The organism is uncultured Campylobacter sp. (assembly GCF_938002845.1).
Taxonomy (GTDB): Bacteria; Campylobacterota; Campylobacteria; order Campylobacterales; family Campylobacteraceae; genus Campylobacter_B.
The window spans coordinates 43,532-59,339 of record NZ_CALKZP010000058.1; the positions used below are offsets into that span (position 1 = coordinate 43,532).

Genomic DNA, 15,808 nt, shown 5'->3' on the forward strand with positions numbered 1-15,808 from the left:
TTTTATTTTATTTCTATTAGTATTAGCAACGTAGAAAATTTCATTTGGAAGTGGAGTGTTATGGCAAAGAATAGTAAAAATGCTAGTTCGATTGTTGCGATTAACAAAGTCACGCAAACCATATTCGGTCTAAGTGAGAATGAAGTTTTCGAGCACGACTTCTCAAAAGCAAATCGTGCGAAGGAAACTTACGTCTCATATATTCCGTATAAGGATATAATGACTGCGACGGTTGAGATAAGCAGATCGGTAGAGGACGCGGATCTTTTAGATGCGATCGTCGTTAAGGTGTATGAGGAGCTGGGGCTTGACACCGCTTTGGATTACAAAATCACCTATAGTGAGGTAATAGGCGCTGGCGGCGATGATAGAATTTTCAACGTCTTTGTCGTAGATAATGCCAAACTCACTTCAGAATTCGATGCGATCGCCGCTAGGACGAACTACATCGACTATGTGGCTATGGCTCCGTTTTTATACGAGGGCTTGTATAATAGAGGCGTCCTAACTCGCGACGGAATCGACTGCTTCATCTACTTGCAGCGCGACGATGCGTTTTTGGTAGTGTATCAAAACGGCGAATATTTTCAATCCCGCCAAGTAAGATATAACCTAAAATTCTTGCATGAAAAATATGTTGAGCTAGTCGGCAGTAGAGTCGATGAAGAGAGTTTTTATAGATTGCTTTCCAAGCAGGGAGTAAATTTAGAAAATCCGACCGAACGCGATTATATGATCCAAATTTTTGACGATATGTTTTACTACATCAACGACGTGTTGAACGGTATTGGTAAAATTTACAACGTCAATATCCAAAACGTCTATATCGGAACGGATATCGGTAAAATTCCTGCGATCGAGGTTTTTGTAGAAAATAATCTAAAGCTAAGATACAAAGATTTTAATTTTAACGTTGCAATCAACGCGAAAGATTATCCGCTCACTCAGCTAGATATTTTAATGTTCTTGGTGGGTCAAGATTATTTGGTTACTAAAGACGACGATCACAACTACTCGCCGTTTATGAGACCTCCGCCTTTGACTCAAAGATCAACCGGCAAGCTGATAGGCTATATGTTGCTAGGCTGCCTACTTGGCGCTGTGTATCCTGCGTATAACTTCGGCTACGGCTATTATAATAATATGGTAGCTAATGATAAAATCAACGAGTATGATGGATTAGAAAAACAAATGAGTCCCGCTAGAGACGAAAGTGCGCGTTTGGATAAAGAGACTAAAGAGGTAAATGCCCAGGCTGCTAAGAGTGGTAAGGAGCTTAACGATAGGCGCGAACTAATTAACGCTATCTCAGATAAGAAAAACAATTACGCCATGAAAGGCGTTTCTATTTTCGAGCTAACCAATATGGTTGTTAAAAATAAGGGCAATATGGTTAGGATCGGTGATGAGAATAGGACTCTAACTGTTCAGGTGCGCACCAAAAACGATAAGCAAATGACCGAACTTTTAGAGGATATCAGTAAAAAAGAGGTGTATGGCGTGGATACCAAAACAATCACACTACAAGAGGGTAATAAAACCGTATTTTACGATAGCAACATCAGTGTGGAGGTTAAATAATGAAAAAGAAAAGTTCATTAGATCAACTTGATCAATGGTTTGCCTCCAAGGGAAATAGTGCAAATAACTATTTTTACATAGCTTTGTTGTTTGTAGGTTTGGTAGCTTACTTTATTTTGAGTAACTATGCGGATCCGTATTTAGAAGAGAGCGAAACAAATTTAAGTACTGCCACGACTAAGCTTGAGGGCGCACAAAGAGAGTATAACGAGTTTTTTGGTGGTGATCCTAAAGCTTTCGTTGATAATAAGCGCAATATCCTCAATGGTGCTAAGACCAACCTTAACAATATCATTGAAGAGCGTGGGTATCTAGACGGTAAGCTAAAAGAAATTTCAAAGCTTACCTATAATGAAAAGAACTGGGCTAAGTTTATGGATAGCCTCTCAACGATCGCAGAGAATAACAATATTAAAATTTACGCTATTCACAGCGATAGAAGAGAGCCTAGCATCAAACAAATTTTTCAGCCTGAGGCTTTGCTGGATATAGATGTGAAATTTGAAGGAGCATTTTCGAATGTCCTTAGGTATATCAACCTAATCGAACAATCGGAGATGATCGTAGATGTAAATAAGATGGATATCAATGCCACTAAAAATGGCAAAATCGGTGGAAGCATTGGTATATCTATCTGGGGAGTAAATTACTAATGAAAAAGTTAATTTTATGCTCTTTGTTGCTTTCTGCTACTCTGTTTGCCGTAGATAATAATCAGACGGTAGCGCCTAGCAATGGTGCCTATAAGGCTAGATACGATGCTATATTTGATAATCTTAGCAAACCTAGAGTAGGTCTTAGCGATGAGCAGATAGCTTCTTTGCAAGATCCGTTTTATCCTAAAGAAGCCAATGCGCCTAGAGAAGCCAATCAGCAGGTAGATCTAGGTTATCAGCTAGTAGGTATTATGGGCGATAAGGTTAAGCTAAACGATAAGTGGTATGGTTTGGGCGAGTATGTAGGCTCATATAAGATCGTGCAAATAACGGGTAATAGCGTTATTATTACCAACGACGATGAAAATAAAGTCGAACTAACACTAAAACAAGGAAGTCAAAATGTCATTATTACATATAAGTAAAAAGCTTAGCATAGCTGCTATGCTTGCTTTGTCTGTTACGGCTACTAGTCTATATGCCGCTCCCGCAACTGCAGGTAACTGCGATAGGAAGGCACTAAATATTAAGATTAACGATACCGTTACGCTAAACGAGATGCTAACTCAGCTATCCGATATGTGCCGCTTTTCAGTGGTAGCAAAAGACGCTATCGCTCAAGAGGAGATGAGTAAGCCACTACAAGGCGTAAGCATCAAAGACCTTTCTTTACGCGAAGTTTTAGATCTACTCATAAAAGAGAATAATCTAAGCTATGAGTATTCTCATGGCATATTAAAAATTTCAGCGCTAGAGACTAGGACTTTTAAAGTGGATTACATCACCTCTATTAGAGAAGGCACTGCTGTTACTAAATCTTCTGTCGATTCCGCACCTACGAAAGTGGATGATAGTGACGATAAAGAAAATAAAGAAGATAATAAGATCACTACCAAAGAGAAATTTGATTTTTGGGAGAAGATTAGCGAGGAAATCACTTCTGTTTTAAATAACGGTACCGAAAAATACGTCGCAGTCGCTCCTATTATAAATCAAAATGCCGGTTTAGTAACCGTTACTGCTATGAAGTCTCAGATAGCTCGCGTCGATAGATATCTAAGCGGTATGCAAAAACGCCTTAGTCGTCAAGTCTTGCTAGATGTAAATATCATATCTGTCGAGCTAAATAACGAATACACTACCGGTATAGATTGGAGTAAATTCCAATTGGGATTTAATACCTATGTAGGTGGAGATCCGACTAAGCTTTCAGGCTATCATATAGATAACGGCAATAGAGGAAAGGCTAGCGATACTCACGGAACTTGGACGATAGGAGCTAATCTAAATTTCAATATCGACGGTTTGATTAACTTCCTAGAGACTAAAGGTAAAACCAAGATTATTTCAAGCCCTAAAGTAACTACGATGAATAATCAGCCTGCTATTATCTCTGTAGGTGATACCATTAACTACGTATTGAAATCTACTACTACAGGTGATTATCAAGGCGGAGATACTCAGTCGGATGATCAGTATTCGATCTTTGTAGGTATTCTTTTGAATATCTTGCCTGAAATTTCAGATGATAATAGGATTATGCTACGAATCAATCCATCTTTAAGTTCTCTTAAATATGCTGAAGATAATGTAAGGAGAGAGAATGGCAGAAGAGATATCGCACCTGATACCTTGCAAAAGAAACTCTCGAGTGTAGTTTGGGTAGATGATGGCGATACTGTAATTTTAGGCGGTTTAATCGGCGCAACTAAGTCCAAGAATAACACTAGGGTGCCTGTGCTAGCTGAAATTCCATTAATCGGAAATCTTTTCAAAAGTACTGCCGATGTTTTGAGCACGTCAGAGCTAATCTTCGTAGTAACTCCACATATCATCGATAATACCGGCGCGCCGCTTGCTACCTCTCTTAAAGAGCTAGGTTACTCAAAATCCATCTACGAAAATGAGTAATAGCTATACGGCGATCAAGGAGATTTTTATCGAGGATAACGAAGTCTCAGACTTCGTTAATCTCGATAAATCTACCCTTGCTTATCATAAAATTTTAAATGCTTTGCAAAAGCCGTTAAAACTTATACTTTTCTACGGCAAACCGGGTTGCGGCAAGACATTTTTGCTTAATAAGATCAAGGTCGATCTTGAAAAAAAGGTAAGAGTCGTATTTGTGCCGCAGCCGTTTTTTGATGAGAAAGAATTTTTCTTAGAGCTTTATTCGCAGATTTTTCATTCAACTCCTAGCGAGCCAATTGATAATTATGAAAATTTTATGCGGGTTTACAGAGAGAGATTTGGAATTTCTACTAACGTAGGGGCGGTAGAGCAGGTCGTTATTTTGCTTGATGAGGCTCAGCTGTATCCTGGGAATTTAATAGAAAAAATTCGCCTTATGGCGGATACGAGATTATTTAAATTTTTATTTACGGTTCATAAGACTGACGAGGAAGACCGCCTCGCAAAGGATTATTTTAAAACTAGAATTTGGGAGAGCATTGAGCTCCCTAATTCAAATTTAGGCGAAGTCAAGCTATATATTGAAAAGAAGCTTGTGCTTCATGGCTTTCAACAATACTATTTTATGTTTAGCGACGATAATTTCGATTTGATTTTAAATTTAACGGACGGTAATATGAGGAATATCAACAAGCTTATGTATAAGATGTATGAGCTTTTTGAGTATTACGAGGTAAATAAACCTACGGAAATTAGTTTTTCGCAGATTAATAATAAAATCATAGAGATGGCAGCGATAGGCTCGGGGATAATAAATGCTTGAATTTTACGAAGTAAACGAACTTGAAAAAAAATGGGAAGAGTATAACAAAAACAGAAAGCAGTTTTCTTTCCTGAAATCTAAGCCGAATTTTGTATTGAGATTTGACAAGACGATTTTAGGGCTTTTAATTTTGATCTCGGTTGCGATCGGAGCGATATTTTGGCTGCTTAAAGATAGCGATAGCGTTAGCATGGCAAGCATCAATCAAAATATTGAGGATAAGGGCGGAGCTACAAATTCTGCTAATGATGCCGAGCAGCAGGCGGCAGATCTTGCAGTGCAAAATAATATCTCTAAAGAAGATTACAATATCAGCGCGCCGAAAGTTGCCCGCGCCTCTAAACATGAAAAGGAACGCCCAAGTTTAAATTTAAACGACGTAGGTGTGCTATCCAGCGAGGATTCCGGTGGATTTAAGATAACCAATAATTACGAAAATGGCGGAAACTATGGCGGGCAGGCTCAGGCGCAGAATTTCGGCGGTCAAAATTTTGGTGGACAGAATTTTGGCAATCAAAATGCTCCTACATTTAACGTACCTAATACCAATAACGCAGCTTTTGCAAATCAGCCGCCTAAAAACGAGGTTATAGATTTTGGGCGTGCTCCATTGCCGCCTAAATCAAATTTCTCGGGAGGTTCTACAAATACCGCAAGTAGCGCTCCGCTAAGTTCCAGAATTGAGATAAAAACTTCAAATTTAAGCGAAGATAAGCAGAGCTTGGAGAGTAAATTTTACGCAACGAATAAGATTGAGTATTCGCTATCGCTAGCCGAAGAAGCGTATAATAAGAAAGACTACGACAATGCGATCAAATGGGCTCTTACGTCAAATGAGCTTGATAAGGACAACGTCGCCAGCTGGATAATTTTTGCTAAAGCCAATTATAAAAAGGGTCGTAAAGAAGACGCGCTTTACGCTCTTGAGACTTTTAATGCAAAGGCGAAAAATAGCGAAATTTCTAACCTCATTTCAAAGATAAGAAGCGACAAACTATGAAAATTTTATATATTTTAGCTTTTGCGATCGCGTCGTTATTTGCAGTTAGCGCCGATGACGTGCGCAACTGGGATCAGATCGGTCAGTACAACCGTATCTGCCAAGAAAGCGTGCGAAATTTATTCATCGAAGAGCAGAGCGAGGCACTTGCAAATATGTATGCTAAAGCGTGCCTAAAGATGGATAAAGTAAATGAGCTCGTCGTGCCTACGGTGATGCTTTATAAGACGAAAGAGGCTCGCGAGAATGCTTCTCTTTATTCGACTATAATTTTTCAAAAAAAGATGCTTTATTTAGCACTTTGTGATGGCGTGGATATTAGTTATATCCGCACGCCCAAGATCAATTATATTTTGTCTGAAATTTTTGATAAATTTACGGAGAGAGCATACGTAAAAAAGAGTGATACGTATGTCTTTACCCTAGAAAACGGCGAGCGCGCCGAGCTTTTTATCAAAGAAGAGGAAGAGGTAAAAAAGATGGTAATTGCAATTTATGCTGGCGATAAGCTTAGCTCGATTAAAATTTATTGGTGATCGCGATGACAAAGATTGAAGAGCAGATTGTTGCGATTTTAATACGAAACAATATCCTTACTAGCACCGTTGTTCCGGAAATAAAGGACAAGATGGATATTGGCTTGACGCTAGGCGAGGTTTTAGTCGGAGATAACTATCTAAGCCAGGATGATTTTTGCTCGATTTTAGTTGAGCTGTACAAGCGTCGTCAGATAGCATTTGACGATATAAGCGAAAAATTTTCGATGGATCCGAAGGAATTTTTGCAAATTCTAGCCAAGAAAATGAACCTGTCGTATATGAATTTAGACGATATTGACATAGACTTCAGGCTATCGGAACGCACTCCTACCGCACAGCTTAAAAGATACGGCGTGATACCGGTTAAAGCGGATGATCTGAATATTTACGTTGCTTTTTCTGATCCGTTTAATCTTGAGTCGCAAGATAAAGCGCAGGCTATGTTTAGCAAACAGCTGCTTAAAATCGTAGTAGCCGATCCAAATCAGGTAAATAAATATCTATCTAAGCTTGAGCTTTCAGAGAGCATTAAAGGGCTCGTAGCGGAGATCCGCAAAGAGCTCGCTAATACCGGCGGTAGCGGAAGCAGCGATGATACCTCGGCGATTTTGAAGCTCATTGAGATGATAATTAGTCAGTCTATTAAGATGCGCGGTAGCGATATTCACATCGAGCCTACCGAGAATAACTGCGTCGTGCGTACCAGAATCGACGGAATGCTCGCTGAAATTTTTATCTTTGATAAGGATATCTATCCACCGCTAGTAAGCCGATTGAAGCTACTTTCAAATATGGATATCGCCGAGCGTCGCAAGCCGCAAGACGGCAGGTTTAGTATGAAAATTTCAGGTCGCGAATACGACTTTCGTATTTCGACACTGCCTATCATCAATGGCGAATCTACCGTTATGCGTATCCTCGATAAATCCAAGGTTATCATCAGCCTCGAAAAACTAGGCATGCACCCTGATAGCTTTAAGAAATTTAATAACGCTATGAAGGCTCCATATGGTATTATCTTGGTTACCGGACCTACGGGAAGCGGTAAGTCTACGACGCTATACGCGGCACTAAACGATATTAAAAATATCGACACTAAGGTTATTACCGTAGAAGATCCGGTCGAGTATCAAGTAAATTTAATCCAACAAGTCCAAGTTAACGAAAAAGCAGGTCTTACCTTTGCTTCGGCACTGCGCTCGATCTTAAGACAAGACCCTGACATCATAATGATCGGTGAGATTCGTGATCAAGAGACCCTTAGAATTGCGATCCAGGCTGCTCTTACGGGACACTTGGTTTTCTCGACACTACACACCAACGACGCCGTTAGCGCGATTCCGCGAATAGTGGATATGGGTATAGAGGCCTACCTCATAAGTGGTGCACTGATTGCGGTAGAGGCACAGCGTCTTGTGCGAAAGCTTTGCCCGCACTGCAAGCAGCCTACAAATCTGCCTAAATCGATGCTTGATCAGCTGAAGGAATTTTTGCCTGAAAAATACACATTTTTCAAGGCCGTAGGTTGCGATCAATGCGGTCAGACGGGCTATATGGGGCGTGAGATGATTAGTGAAATTTTACCTATTACCGATAAAATGCAGAGCTTGATCGCTAACGGCGGCTCAAAGGACGATATGAGGGCCTTGGCGAAGGAGGAGGGTTTTATAGATATGTTTGAAGATGGTGTTATACGTGCTGCGCGCGGAGTAACTAGTATAGAAGAAATTTATAGGGTGGCTAAACAATGAAAAAGCAATTAGAAGTTGAATATAACGCCAAGGGCGCAAGAAAGAAGATGTTTTTGCAAGCTAGCGATAAGGTGCAAGCAAACAACCTAATGAAGCAGCGCGTAGGCGGGACGATCGTAAAAAGAGGTGAAACCCAAGTCGTAGCGAATACGGGCGGCGATTTTAAGGCGCAGGTTTCGCGCATGCTAGGTGGTAGCGGAAGAGTTAGAACGCTGCCGTTAGTAGCGTCGATCCGTCAGCTTTCGGTTATGACAAATGCGGGAATTTCAATCCACGACTCGATCAAAGAGGTCGCAAGGGCGGCAGAGGATAAGACGCTAAAAGAAATTTTCAGCGCGATGAACGACGATCTTAACGCAGGTCTTAGCTTGACCGAATCTACGGAGAAATTTAGAGGACAGCTCGGTGATGTCGTCGTTGCGATGGTAAGTCTGGGCGAAGCAACCGGTAATATGGCAGAGTCTCTAGCCAAGCTTGCCGCTATGCTTCAAGAGCTTTGGGAAAACCAGCGTAAATTTAAAAAGGCGATGCGTTATCCTATGATCCTTATGATCGTTATGGCAATTGCGTTTTCGGTTTTGATGATGTATGTCGTGCCGAAATTCCGCGAGATTTTTGAGGATTTGGGCGCGGATTTGCCACTACCTACTAGAATTCTACTTGGTATCGAAAGCACTCTTAATAATTATGGAATTTTTGTTTTAGCGGGCATCATAGGCACTATCATAGCTCTTAGATGGGCATATCGCAATAACCCTGAGTTTAAAAAGGGCTTTGACAAGACGATTTTAAAGGTCTATCTATTCGGTAAGATCATATTTTTCTCGACGATGTCGCGATTTATGCTTATTTTTACAGAGCTTGTGCGAGCGGGTATTCCTATCGCAGATGCACTAGATACATCTGTTTTAATGGTGGATAATCATACTTTAAAGGAGAAGCTCTCTACCGTTAAAATCGCCGTGCAGCAGGGCGTGAGCCTAACAGAGGCGTTTAACAATACAGGGCTTTATGAGAGTATGCTTATTCAGATGATCAGCGCGGGCGAGCAGGCTGGTAACCTCGATAAGATGCTTGGCAACGTCACGGATTATTATAAAGAGAAATTTGATGATATCATCGATAATATCTCAAGCTACGTCGAGCCGATCATGCTATTTTTTATGGCGGGCATGGTTCTTCTTTTGGCTCTGGGTATCTTCATGCCTATGTGGGATTTGGGCAAAGCCGTCAAAAACTAACCCCTTTAATTCCGCGCCTGCGAGGGCGCGGAATTTTATCAAAGCATTAAAATTTCGTCTTTCAAATAAAATTTTAACCTTCGTTTGGCTAAAATACCGCTTTAAATTTAAGGATCAATCATAGTTAAAGAAATATATTTTATCGTCGTATCGGCTATCATAATATTTTTTGGGCTTGCTACTATTGCACCCGATTCCGCGCTTGTAGGTAGCGCAGGCAACGCCATCCGCTCATTTAATACCCAGCTATTCGGCTATTTTGCATACATCTATCCGCTATTTTTGCTCGCCTTAGCATACGTAGCCTATAAGCATTTTCGCGGTTTTGACTTTAGATTTTTTGAGTTTAGCATCGGAGCCATTTTGCTATTTTTTACCATTTTGATGGTGCAGTCGAGTCTCTTTGGCGCTAGCGGCGGAGCAGTCGGCAGCTTTGCAGTGGATGGGCTTAGGCGAATGATCGGAAGCGTCGGCGTGTGGATTTTTAATATTACGATTTTTGTGCTTTCGCTAGTGCTTATATTTGAAGATCGTTTTACCGATATCATCAAAAACTGCTTTATTGGCTCAAGAGATGAAAGCTCGCAGGATGAAATTGGGGACGATTTTGCTAGCGACGCAGATGCAGCACAAAGAGGCGGGCTTGCAAGGTATTCGTCTGTGCAAGGATTGAGAGGTGCGGAAAATTTTAGCGCTTTGGATAACTCTTTGAGCGCAGAGGACGGTTCGGCGAAACAGGGTAATTTTGCGGAGCAGGGCGCAAGCGAGCGCGGTTTTGAAGGCGGGCAAAATTTTCAAAATTTAAACGATACTCGCGAGCCTGAAAATGAGCAGAATTTTGGTGACGCGCAGGGTCTGCAGGCTTCCGCTGAACGCGAGCTTAAAATGCCGCAAAAAGGGAAGCCGAGTAGGCTAAAAAGGGTCGAGCGCCTAAGCGAGGTTGCCGAAAACAAAAGGCTTTTGGATCAGCTCGATAAGGGCAGGGTGGCTAAGCCCAAGGATTTTAAACTGCCGCCGCTTGATTTTTTAAATTTGCCGCCGAAAAAGAAAAGCAATATCGACGAGAGCGAGATCGATCGTAAAATTTACGACCTGCTCGATAAGCTGCGTAAATTTAAGATCGACGGCGACGTGGTGCGGACCTACTCGGGCCCGGTCGTTACGACCTTTGAGTTTCGCCCCGCCGCGCACATCAAAGTAAGTAAAATTCTAACGCTGCAAGACGATCTCGCGATGGCTCTTAGGGCGCAGACCATCCGTATTCAGGCGCCGGTTCCGGGCAAAGACGTCGTGGGTATCGAGATTCCGAATCAAAATATTGATACGATCTATCTGCGCGAAATTTTAGAAAGTGACGTGTTTAAAAGCGCCTCCAGTCCGCTTACGATCGTGCTTGGCAAGGACATCGTGGGGCAGCCCTTCGTTACCGATCTTAAGAAACTGCCGCACCTTCTCATCGCAGGCACCACGGGAAGCGGCAAGAGCGTGGGTATCAACGCCATGCTGCTTAGCCTTTTGTATCGCAACTCGCCCAAGAGTCTGCGCCTTATAATGATCGATCCGAAGATGCTCGAGTTTAGTATCTACAACGACATCCCGCACCTGCTAACGCCCGTCATCACGCAGCCTAAGCAGGCGATCATCGCGCTAAGCAATCTTGTTTCAGAGATGGAGCAGCGCTACTCGCTCATGGCGCAAAACAGGACGAAAAATATCGACAACTACAACGAAAAGATGCTGCGCGAGGGGGGCGAAATTTTGCCTTACATCGTCGTTATCATCGACGAACTCGCGGATCTGATGATGACGAGCGGCAAGGACGTAGAGCATTACATCGCGCGTCTGGCGCAGATGGCGCGCGCCAGCGGCATCCATCTCATCGTAGCGACGCAGCGCCCTAGTGTGGACGTCGTCACGGGGCTGATAAAGGCGAATTTGCCTAGCCGCATCAGCTTCCGCGTGGGCTCAAAGGTCGATAGCAAGGTGATTTTGGATCAGATGGGCGCGGACAGCTTGCTTGGGCGTGGCGATATGCTCTTTACGCCGCCTACCGCGCCAGGGCTCATCCGCCTGCACGCGCCGTTTACGACCGAGAATGAGATCAATAAGATCGCGGAATTTTTAAAGGCGCAAGAAAGCGTCGTTTATGACGAGCGATTTTTGATCGAGAACGAGGGCGCCAAGCAAGAAGGCGGTATAATCAATCCGCAAAATATCGTGCTTGACGAGCTTTACGACGAGGCGAAGGCGATAGTCTTGGAGGAGGAGAAAACCTCGATCAGCTACCTGCAGCGCCGCTTGCGTATCGGGTATAACCGCGCCGCGACGATCATCGAGCAGCTCGAACAGATGGGCGTTTTAAGCGAGATCAACGCTAAAGGTCAGCGCGATATAATCAAGTAAGCTTTAAAATTTCGATGAAATTTAAGCGGCGAAATTTTGAAATTTATTGGATTTATAGGTGCCAGAATTTTTAAAATTTAATCGATCTGCGTCGGTAAAATTTTTAAATTTATTGGATTTGAAGTGGTGGAATTTTAAAATTTTTTTGATCTGCATAGCGGATTTTAAATTTTAAAATTTGCGCGTTCCGCAGCTCGCGCTTGTGCCTCTGTGGCTATGACAAGGCGGACGGTTTATACGGGATGCGCGGATGCGATCGAAGCCTCTTGCAGCGCGGGAGGCGTTTTAAAAGTAGTGCTCGGTGGGTATGAACAGCGCGTTTTGCAGCTTGCGTTTACGGCGTGCGCGCTGTCTAAATTTTATAAGGCGCAAGTTAATGTGCGCTGTGCTCTTGGCGCTAAATTTGAACTGCGGAATTTTAAAACGCAAGTAAGCATAAATAGGGCAGGCTTTAAAATTTAAAAATTGAGCGCTAAAAATTTTGCGATTTTAAATTTTATAAATTTACAAAGGTCGGCAGAATTTAAAATTTCAAAATTTCGCTCCTTTTGGGCTTTAGAATTTTGAAATTTTAAATTTACCGCAGCGAACCTGAATTTTAAATCGCGCCTTGCCGGTATGAAGCATTCGAAGTTGCGCGAGCGGGAGAAGCTACCGGAGGTCTAGCTTGCGTCGAGCGAGTACATGAGTGAAAAGTTCGCCGCACGCTGAAGGGCTGGTAGCGAAGTATTGCGGTCGTTCGTAGCGGCTAATTTGCAGTGCGAGCACCCATGGCACACGCCAAAAACCGATGGATCGTGGACGGCACGACAAAGCTGTTTGGTGCGTGGTGTTTTGTGCCGGCATGTTTCGTAGTGCAGTTGCATTTGCGGTATAAACGTACTTTGCAGCGAAGTCATATTTTGCAGTGCGGCTGTATTGTAAGATGCGGCGCGTTTTACATCGCCCGCGCACTAAAAATTGATCGGCACGCGAGCGTGTTTGTGATGATGTTGCGGCTTAAAATTTTGCAGCTACCGCGCGCTACTCGTGTGCGATTTTGCATGGTCGCAGTTTGCGACCTTGTTATCGCGTGCCGAAAGTCGCCGCGATATGCCTGCCAGAGTAGAATGCACCCGTCTGTGTATTAAAAAATAGTGCGAGGTCCCGCTCTACGGTGCTGCAGCTCGTGTCAAAAGACTGTGCGATACGCGAGAGTAAAATGCACGCTTAAAAAGCGGCGTGGATTGCGCTTCGCGGCGCTCTATCCGCAGCGTGTGTCGAAAGTCGTCGCGGCGCGCTAGAACAAATAGAATGTGTGCAATGCACGTTTGCGGGATAACGCAAGATTATACTTGTTGTGGCGTGCTATCCCGTAGCGTGCGCCATAAAGCCGCCTATGTGTGAGAATAAAATTCGCGCCGCGCGTCAAAGACGCACGATCGTGCTGCGTGCCAAAAGACAATACGTGGTCGTGCCGTACACCAAAAGACGGTGCCACGATCGGCACCGTGCGGCACGGGCGCGATGCGAGGTTTGAGCCTTGCGCAGCAGACAAAGCGTGCACGGCGCACGTAAATGCGGATAAAATTTTAAAACGGAGAGACGATTGAGAACCGATAAATGGCTATATTACTTCACCTGCGCGCTCATTACGATCGGCATGATATTTTCGCTGTCGTTGAGCTCATATACGGTGCTTCTGCTGGGTGCTACGCCGCTGCATTTTTTTTATCGTCAGTGCGCGGTAGGGATCGCGTGCATCGCGGTGATGTGGATCGTCTCGCGCGCCGATCCCGATAAATGCCTAACGCCGGTGTGCATGTCGCTTTTTGCGATTATGGGGATTTTGATGCTTGCGATGGGCTTTTTGCCCAAATCCTTGGTCGCCGACGTAAACGGTGCGGCGCGCTGGATCAGGCTGCCGTTTTTTAACCTCGCGCCGGTGGAATTTTTCAAGGTGGGCTTCATCTACTTTTTGGCGTGGAGCTTCTCGCGCAAGCTCGATCACTCCAAAAAAAGCATCGGGCGCGAGATCGCGACGCTGCTTCCATACGTAGCGCTTTTCGGCTTTGTGGTGATCCTGGTCGCTATCGTGCAAAACGATCTGGGGCAGGTCGCGGTGCTGGGGCTTACGATGATTTTTATGTCGCTTTTCGCGGGCACTAGCTTCAAGCTCATCGGCTTTAGCTTTATGGGGATTTTGGGGCTTGCTTATGTTTTTATCGTCACGAGCGCGCACAGGGTCGATCGCGTGCGCTCGTGGTGGGGCGGCGTGCAGGATTTCGTGCTGTCGTTTATGTCGCCGGAGACTGCCGCCGGGCTGCGTATAGAGGACGCTAGCGCGCCGTATCAGGTCGGACACTCGCTAAATGCGATAAACAACGGCGAGTTTTTCGGGCAGGGACTTGGGCTGGGAAGCTTTAAGCTCGGCTATCTGAGCGAGGTGCATACCGACTTTGTGCTCGCAGGCATTGCCGAGGAGTGGGGATTTATCGGGATTTTGCTCATCGTGGCGCTATTTTATGCGATGCTCTTTCGCATCTTTCAGACCGCGAGTAAGTCGCCGAGTAACGTAAATTTCCTCTTTTGCCTGGGTATCGGCTTTATGTTTTTCTTTTCGTTCATTATCAACTCCTACGGCATCACGTCGATCTCGCCGGTTAAGGGTATCGCCGTGCCGTTTCTGAGCTACGGCGGCAGCCACCTGCTTGCGGCGTCGTTTGCGGTGGGGCTCGTTTTGATGGCGTCGAAAAGAGCTAAATTTTAAGGCTTTTGCGGGCTTTGGAGCGAGTGCGATTTAAATTTAGGCGTAAATTTAGAGCCGAATTTGCGCTTAAAATTCTACGCCGAAGCGCGCCGAGGCCCAAATTTAAGCGCGAAATTTTATAAATTTAAAGGAAAAGTATGGTTATAGCAATCAGCGGCGGCGGCACCGGCGGGCATCTGATAATCGCTAAAAATTTAGCCGCCCATCTTGCGAAGCAGGGCATCAGAGCGATCTTCATCGGCTCAAATCGCGGGCAGGATCGCGCGTGGTTTGAGGGCAACAAGCTTTTTGTGCGCACCTATTTTCTGCAAAGCTCGGGCGTCGTCGATAAAAAGGGCTTTGCCAAGCTAGCCTCGCTGCTAAATATCCTGCGCCTCTCGCTTGCGGCGCGTAAAATTTTAAAGCAAAACGGCGTGCGTGCGCTCATCAGCGTGGGCGGATACAGCTCTGCGCCCGCATCCATAGCGGCGATCCTTTCTCGCGTACCGTTTTTTATCCACGAGCAAAACGCCGTTTGCGGGAGGCTCAACCGCCTGCTAAGGCCCTTTGCGCGCGCGTTTTACAGCTCCTATGAAAAGCCCGCGTTTGCTTATCCGATCGCGGATATTTTTTTCGAGACGGCGCGGCCGCGCACGACGCTTAATACGGTCATCTTTTTGGGCGGCTCGCAGGGAGCAAGCTTTATCAACTCGCTTGCCGTGGAGCTTGCGCCTAAGCTTTTGGGCCTCGGCTACGGCGTTATCCATCAGTGCGGCGAGCGCGAGTTTGAGCGCATCTCGCAGATCTACGCACAGCAGGGTCTGGATGTACAGCTCGTGGGCTTTTGCAAAAATATGCACGAGCTCATCGCGAGCGCCGATCTTTGCGTCGGGCGCAGCGGCGCTAGTACGCTGTGGGAGCTCTGCGCAAATGGCCTGCCCACGATATTCGTACCGTTTCCATTCGCGGCGGCGGATCATCAGTTTTATAACGCGAAATTTCTTAAAGAGCGCGGACTTTGCGAAATCGTGCGTCAGCAGGACGCAAGCGGCGAGCGGATCTTGGGCTTGATTGAGAGCTTCGACGTGGCACGAGCGAGCAAAGGGCTGCTTGAACTTGCGGATCGAAACGGCGCGCAAGTGATAATCGACGACGTGATGAGTAAAATTTAAAAG

General features: G+C 44.6%; 14 protein-coding genes. All 14 read left to right on the forward strand.

Annotation, left to right across the window (positions count from 1 at the left end; genetic code table 11):
- The first annotated feature begins 60 nt into the window (after positions 1 to 60).
- The 14 genes from Q0224_RS10500 (at position 61) to murG (ending at position 15,805) form a co-directional block, all read left to right on the forward strand.
- Positions 61 to 1,581 (forward strand): hypothetical protein, encoded by a 1,521-nt coding sequence (locus tag Q0224_RS10500; RefSeq protein WP_297951158.1) that lies wholly within the window; start codon positions 61 to 63, stop codon positions 1,579 to 1,581.
- Positions 1,581 to 2,234 carry a hypothetical protein gene (locus Q0224_RS10505; protein WP_297951160.1) on the forward strand — a complete coding sequence of 218 codons (654 nt, stop codon included), beginning with the start codon at positions 1,581 to 1,583 and terminating at the stop codon, positions 2,232 to 2,234. Before Q0224_RS10500 ends, Q0224_RS10505 begins: the two co-directional genes overlap by 1 nt.
- A 26-nt stretch (positions 2,235 to 2,260) precedes the next feature.
- Positions 2,261 to 2,662, forward strand: coding sequence for a hypothetical protein (locus Q0224_RS10510; protein WP_297951161.1), 402 nt, complete (start codon positions 2,261 to 2,263; stop codon positions 2,660 to 2,662).
- Positions 2,640 to 4,148 carry a pilus (MSHA type) biogenesis protein MshL gene (gene mshL / locus Q0224_RS10515; protein WP_297951162.1) on the forward strand — a complete coding sequence of 503 codons (1,509 nt, stop codon included), beginning with the start codon at positions 2,640 to 2,642 and terminating at the stop codon, positions 4,146 to 4,148. The genes Q0224_RS10510 and mshL overlap by 23 nt, the downstream gene beginning before the upstream one ends.
- On the forward strand, positions 4,141 to 4,971 hold the full coding sequence (locus Q0224_RS10520; protein ID WP_297951163.1) for an ATP-binding protein: 831 nt from the start codon (positions 4,141 to 4,143) through the stop codon (positions 4,969 to 4,971). Before mshL ends, Q0224_RS10520 begins: the two co-directional genes overlap by 8 nt.
- Entirely contained in the window at positions 4,964 to 5,971 is a 1,008-nt protein-coding gene (locus Q0224_RS10525; protein ID WP_297951164.1) for a hypothetical protein, read from the forward strand. Before Q0224_RS10520 ends, Q0224_RS10525 begins: the two co-directional genes overlap by 8 nt.
- Complete coding sequence (locus Q0224_RS10530) at positions 5,968 to 6,507, forward strand: hypothetical protein (protein WP_177389145.1); 540 nt, start codon at positions 5,968 to 5,970, stop codon at positions 6,505 to 6,507. Before Q0224_RS10525 ends, Q0224_RS10530 begins: the two co-directional genes overlap by 4 nt.
- Before the next feature lie 5 nt (positions 6,508 to 6,512).
- Positions 6,513 to 8,261 (forward strand): GspE/PulE family protein, encoded by a 1,749-nt coding sequence (locus Q0224_RS10535; RefSeq protein ID WP_177389147.1) that lies wholly within the window; start codon positions 6,513 to 6,515, stop codon positions 8,259 to 8,261.
- On the forward strand, positions 8,258 to 9,502 hold the full coding sequence (locus tag Q0224_RS10540; RefSeq protein WP_297903504.1) for a type II secretion system F family protein: 1,245 nt from the start codon (positions 8,258 to 8,260) through the stop codon (positions 9,500 to 9,502). The genes Q0224_RS10535 and Q0224_RS10540 overlap by 4 nt, the downstream gene beginning before the upstream one ends.
- A gap of 159 nt (positions 9,503 to 9,661) precedes the next feature.
- Positions 9,662 to 11,905, forward strand: a complete 2,244-nt coding sequence (locus Q0224_RS10545) for a DNA translocase FtsK (RefSeq protein WP_297951229.1) — start codon at positions 9,662 to 9,664, stop codon at positions 11,903 to 11,905.
- A gap of 216 nt (positions 11,906 to 12,121) precedes the next feature.
- Positions 12,122 to 12,367, forward strand: coding sequence for a hypothetical protein (locus Q0224_RS10550; protein WP_297951166.1), 246 nt, complete (start codon positions 12,122 to 12,124; stop codon positions 12,365 to 12,367).
- A 920-nt stretch (positions 12,368 to 13,287) separates the two neighbouring features.
- On the forward strand, positions 13,288 to 13,497 hold the full coding sequence (locus Q0224_RS10555; protein ID WP_297951168.1) for a hypothetical protein: 210 nt from the start codon (positions 13,288 to 13,290) through the stop codon (positions 13,495 to 13,497).
- Entirely contained in the window at positions 13,494 to 14,654 is a 1,161-nt protein-coding gene (locus tag Q0224_RS10560; RefSeq protein ID WP_297904610.1) for an FtsW/RodA/SpoVE family cell cycle protein, read from the forward strand. Before Q0224_RS10555 ends, Q0224_RS10560 begins: the two co-directional genes overlap by 4 nt.
- Before the next feature lie 137 nt (positions 14,655 to 14,791).
- Positions 14,792 to 15,805: an undecaprenyldiphospho-muramoylpentapeptide beta-N-acetylglucosaminyltransferase gene (gene murG, locus Q0224_RS10565; protein ID WP_297951170.1), complete on the forward strand. Its 1,014-nt coding sequence runs from the start codon at positions 14,792 to 14,794 to the stop codon at positions 15,803 to 15,805.
- Positions 15,806 to 15,808 lie beyond the last annotated feature (3 nt).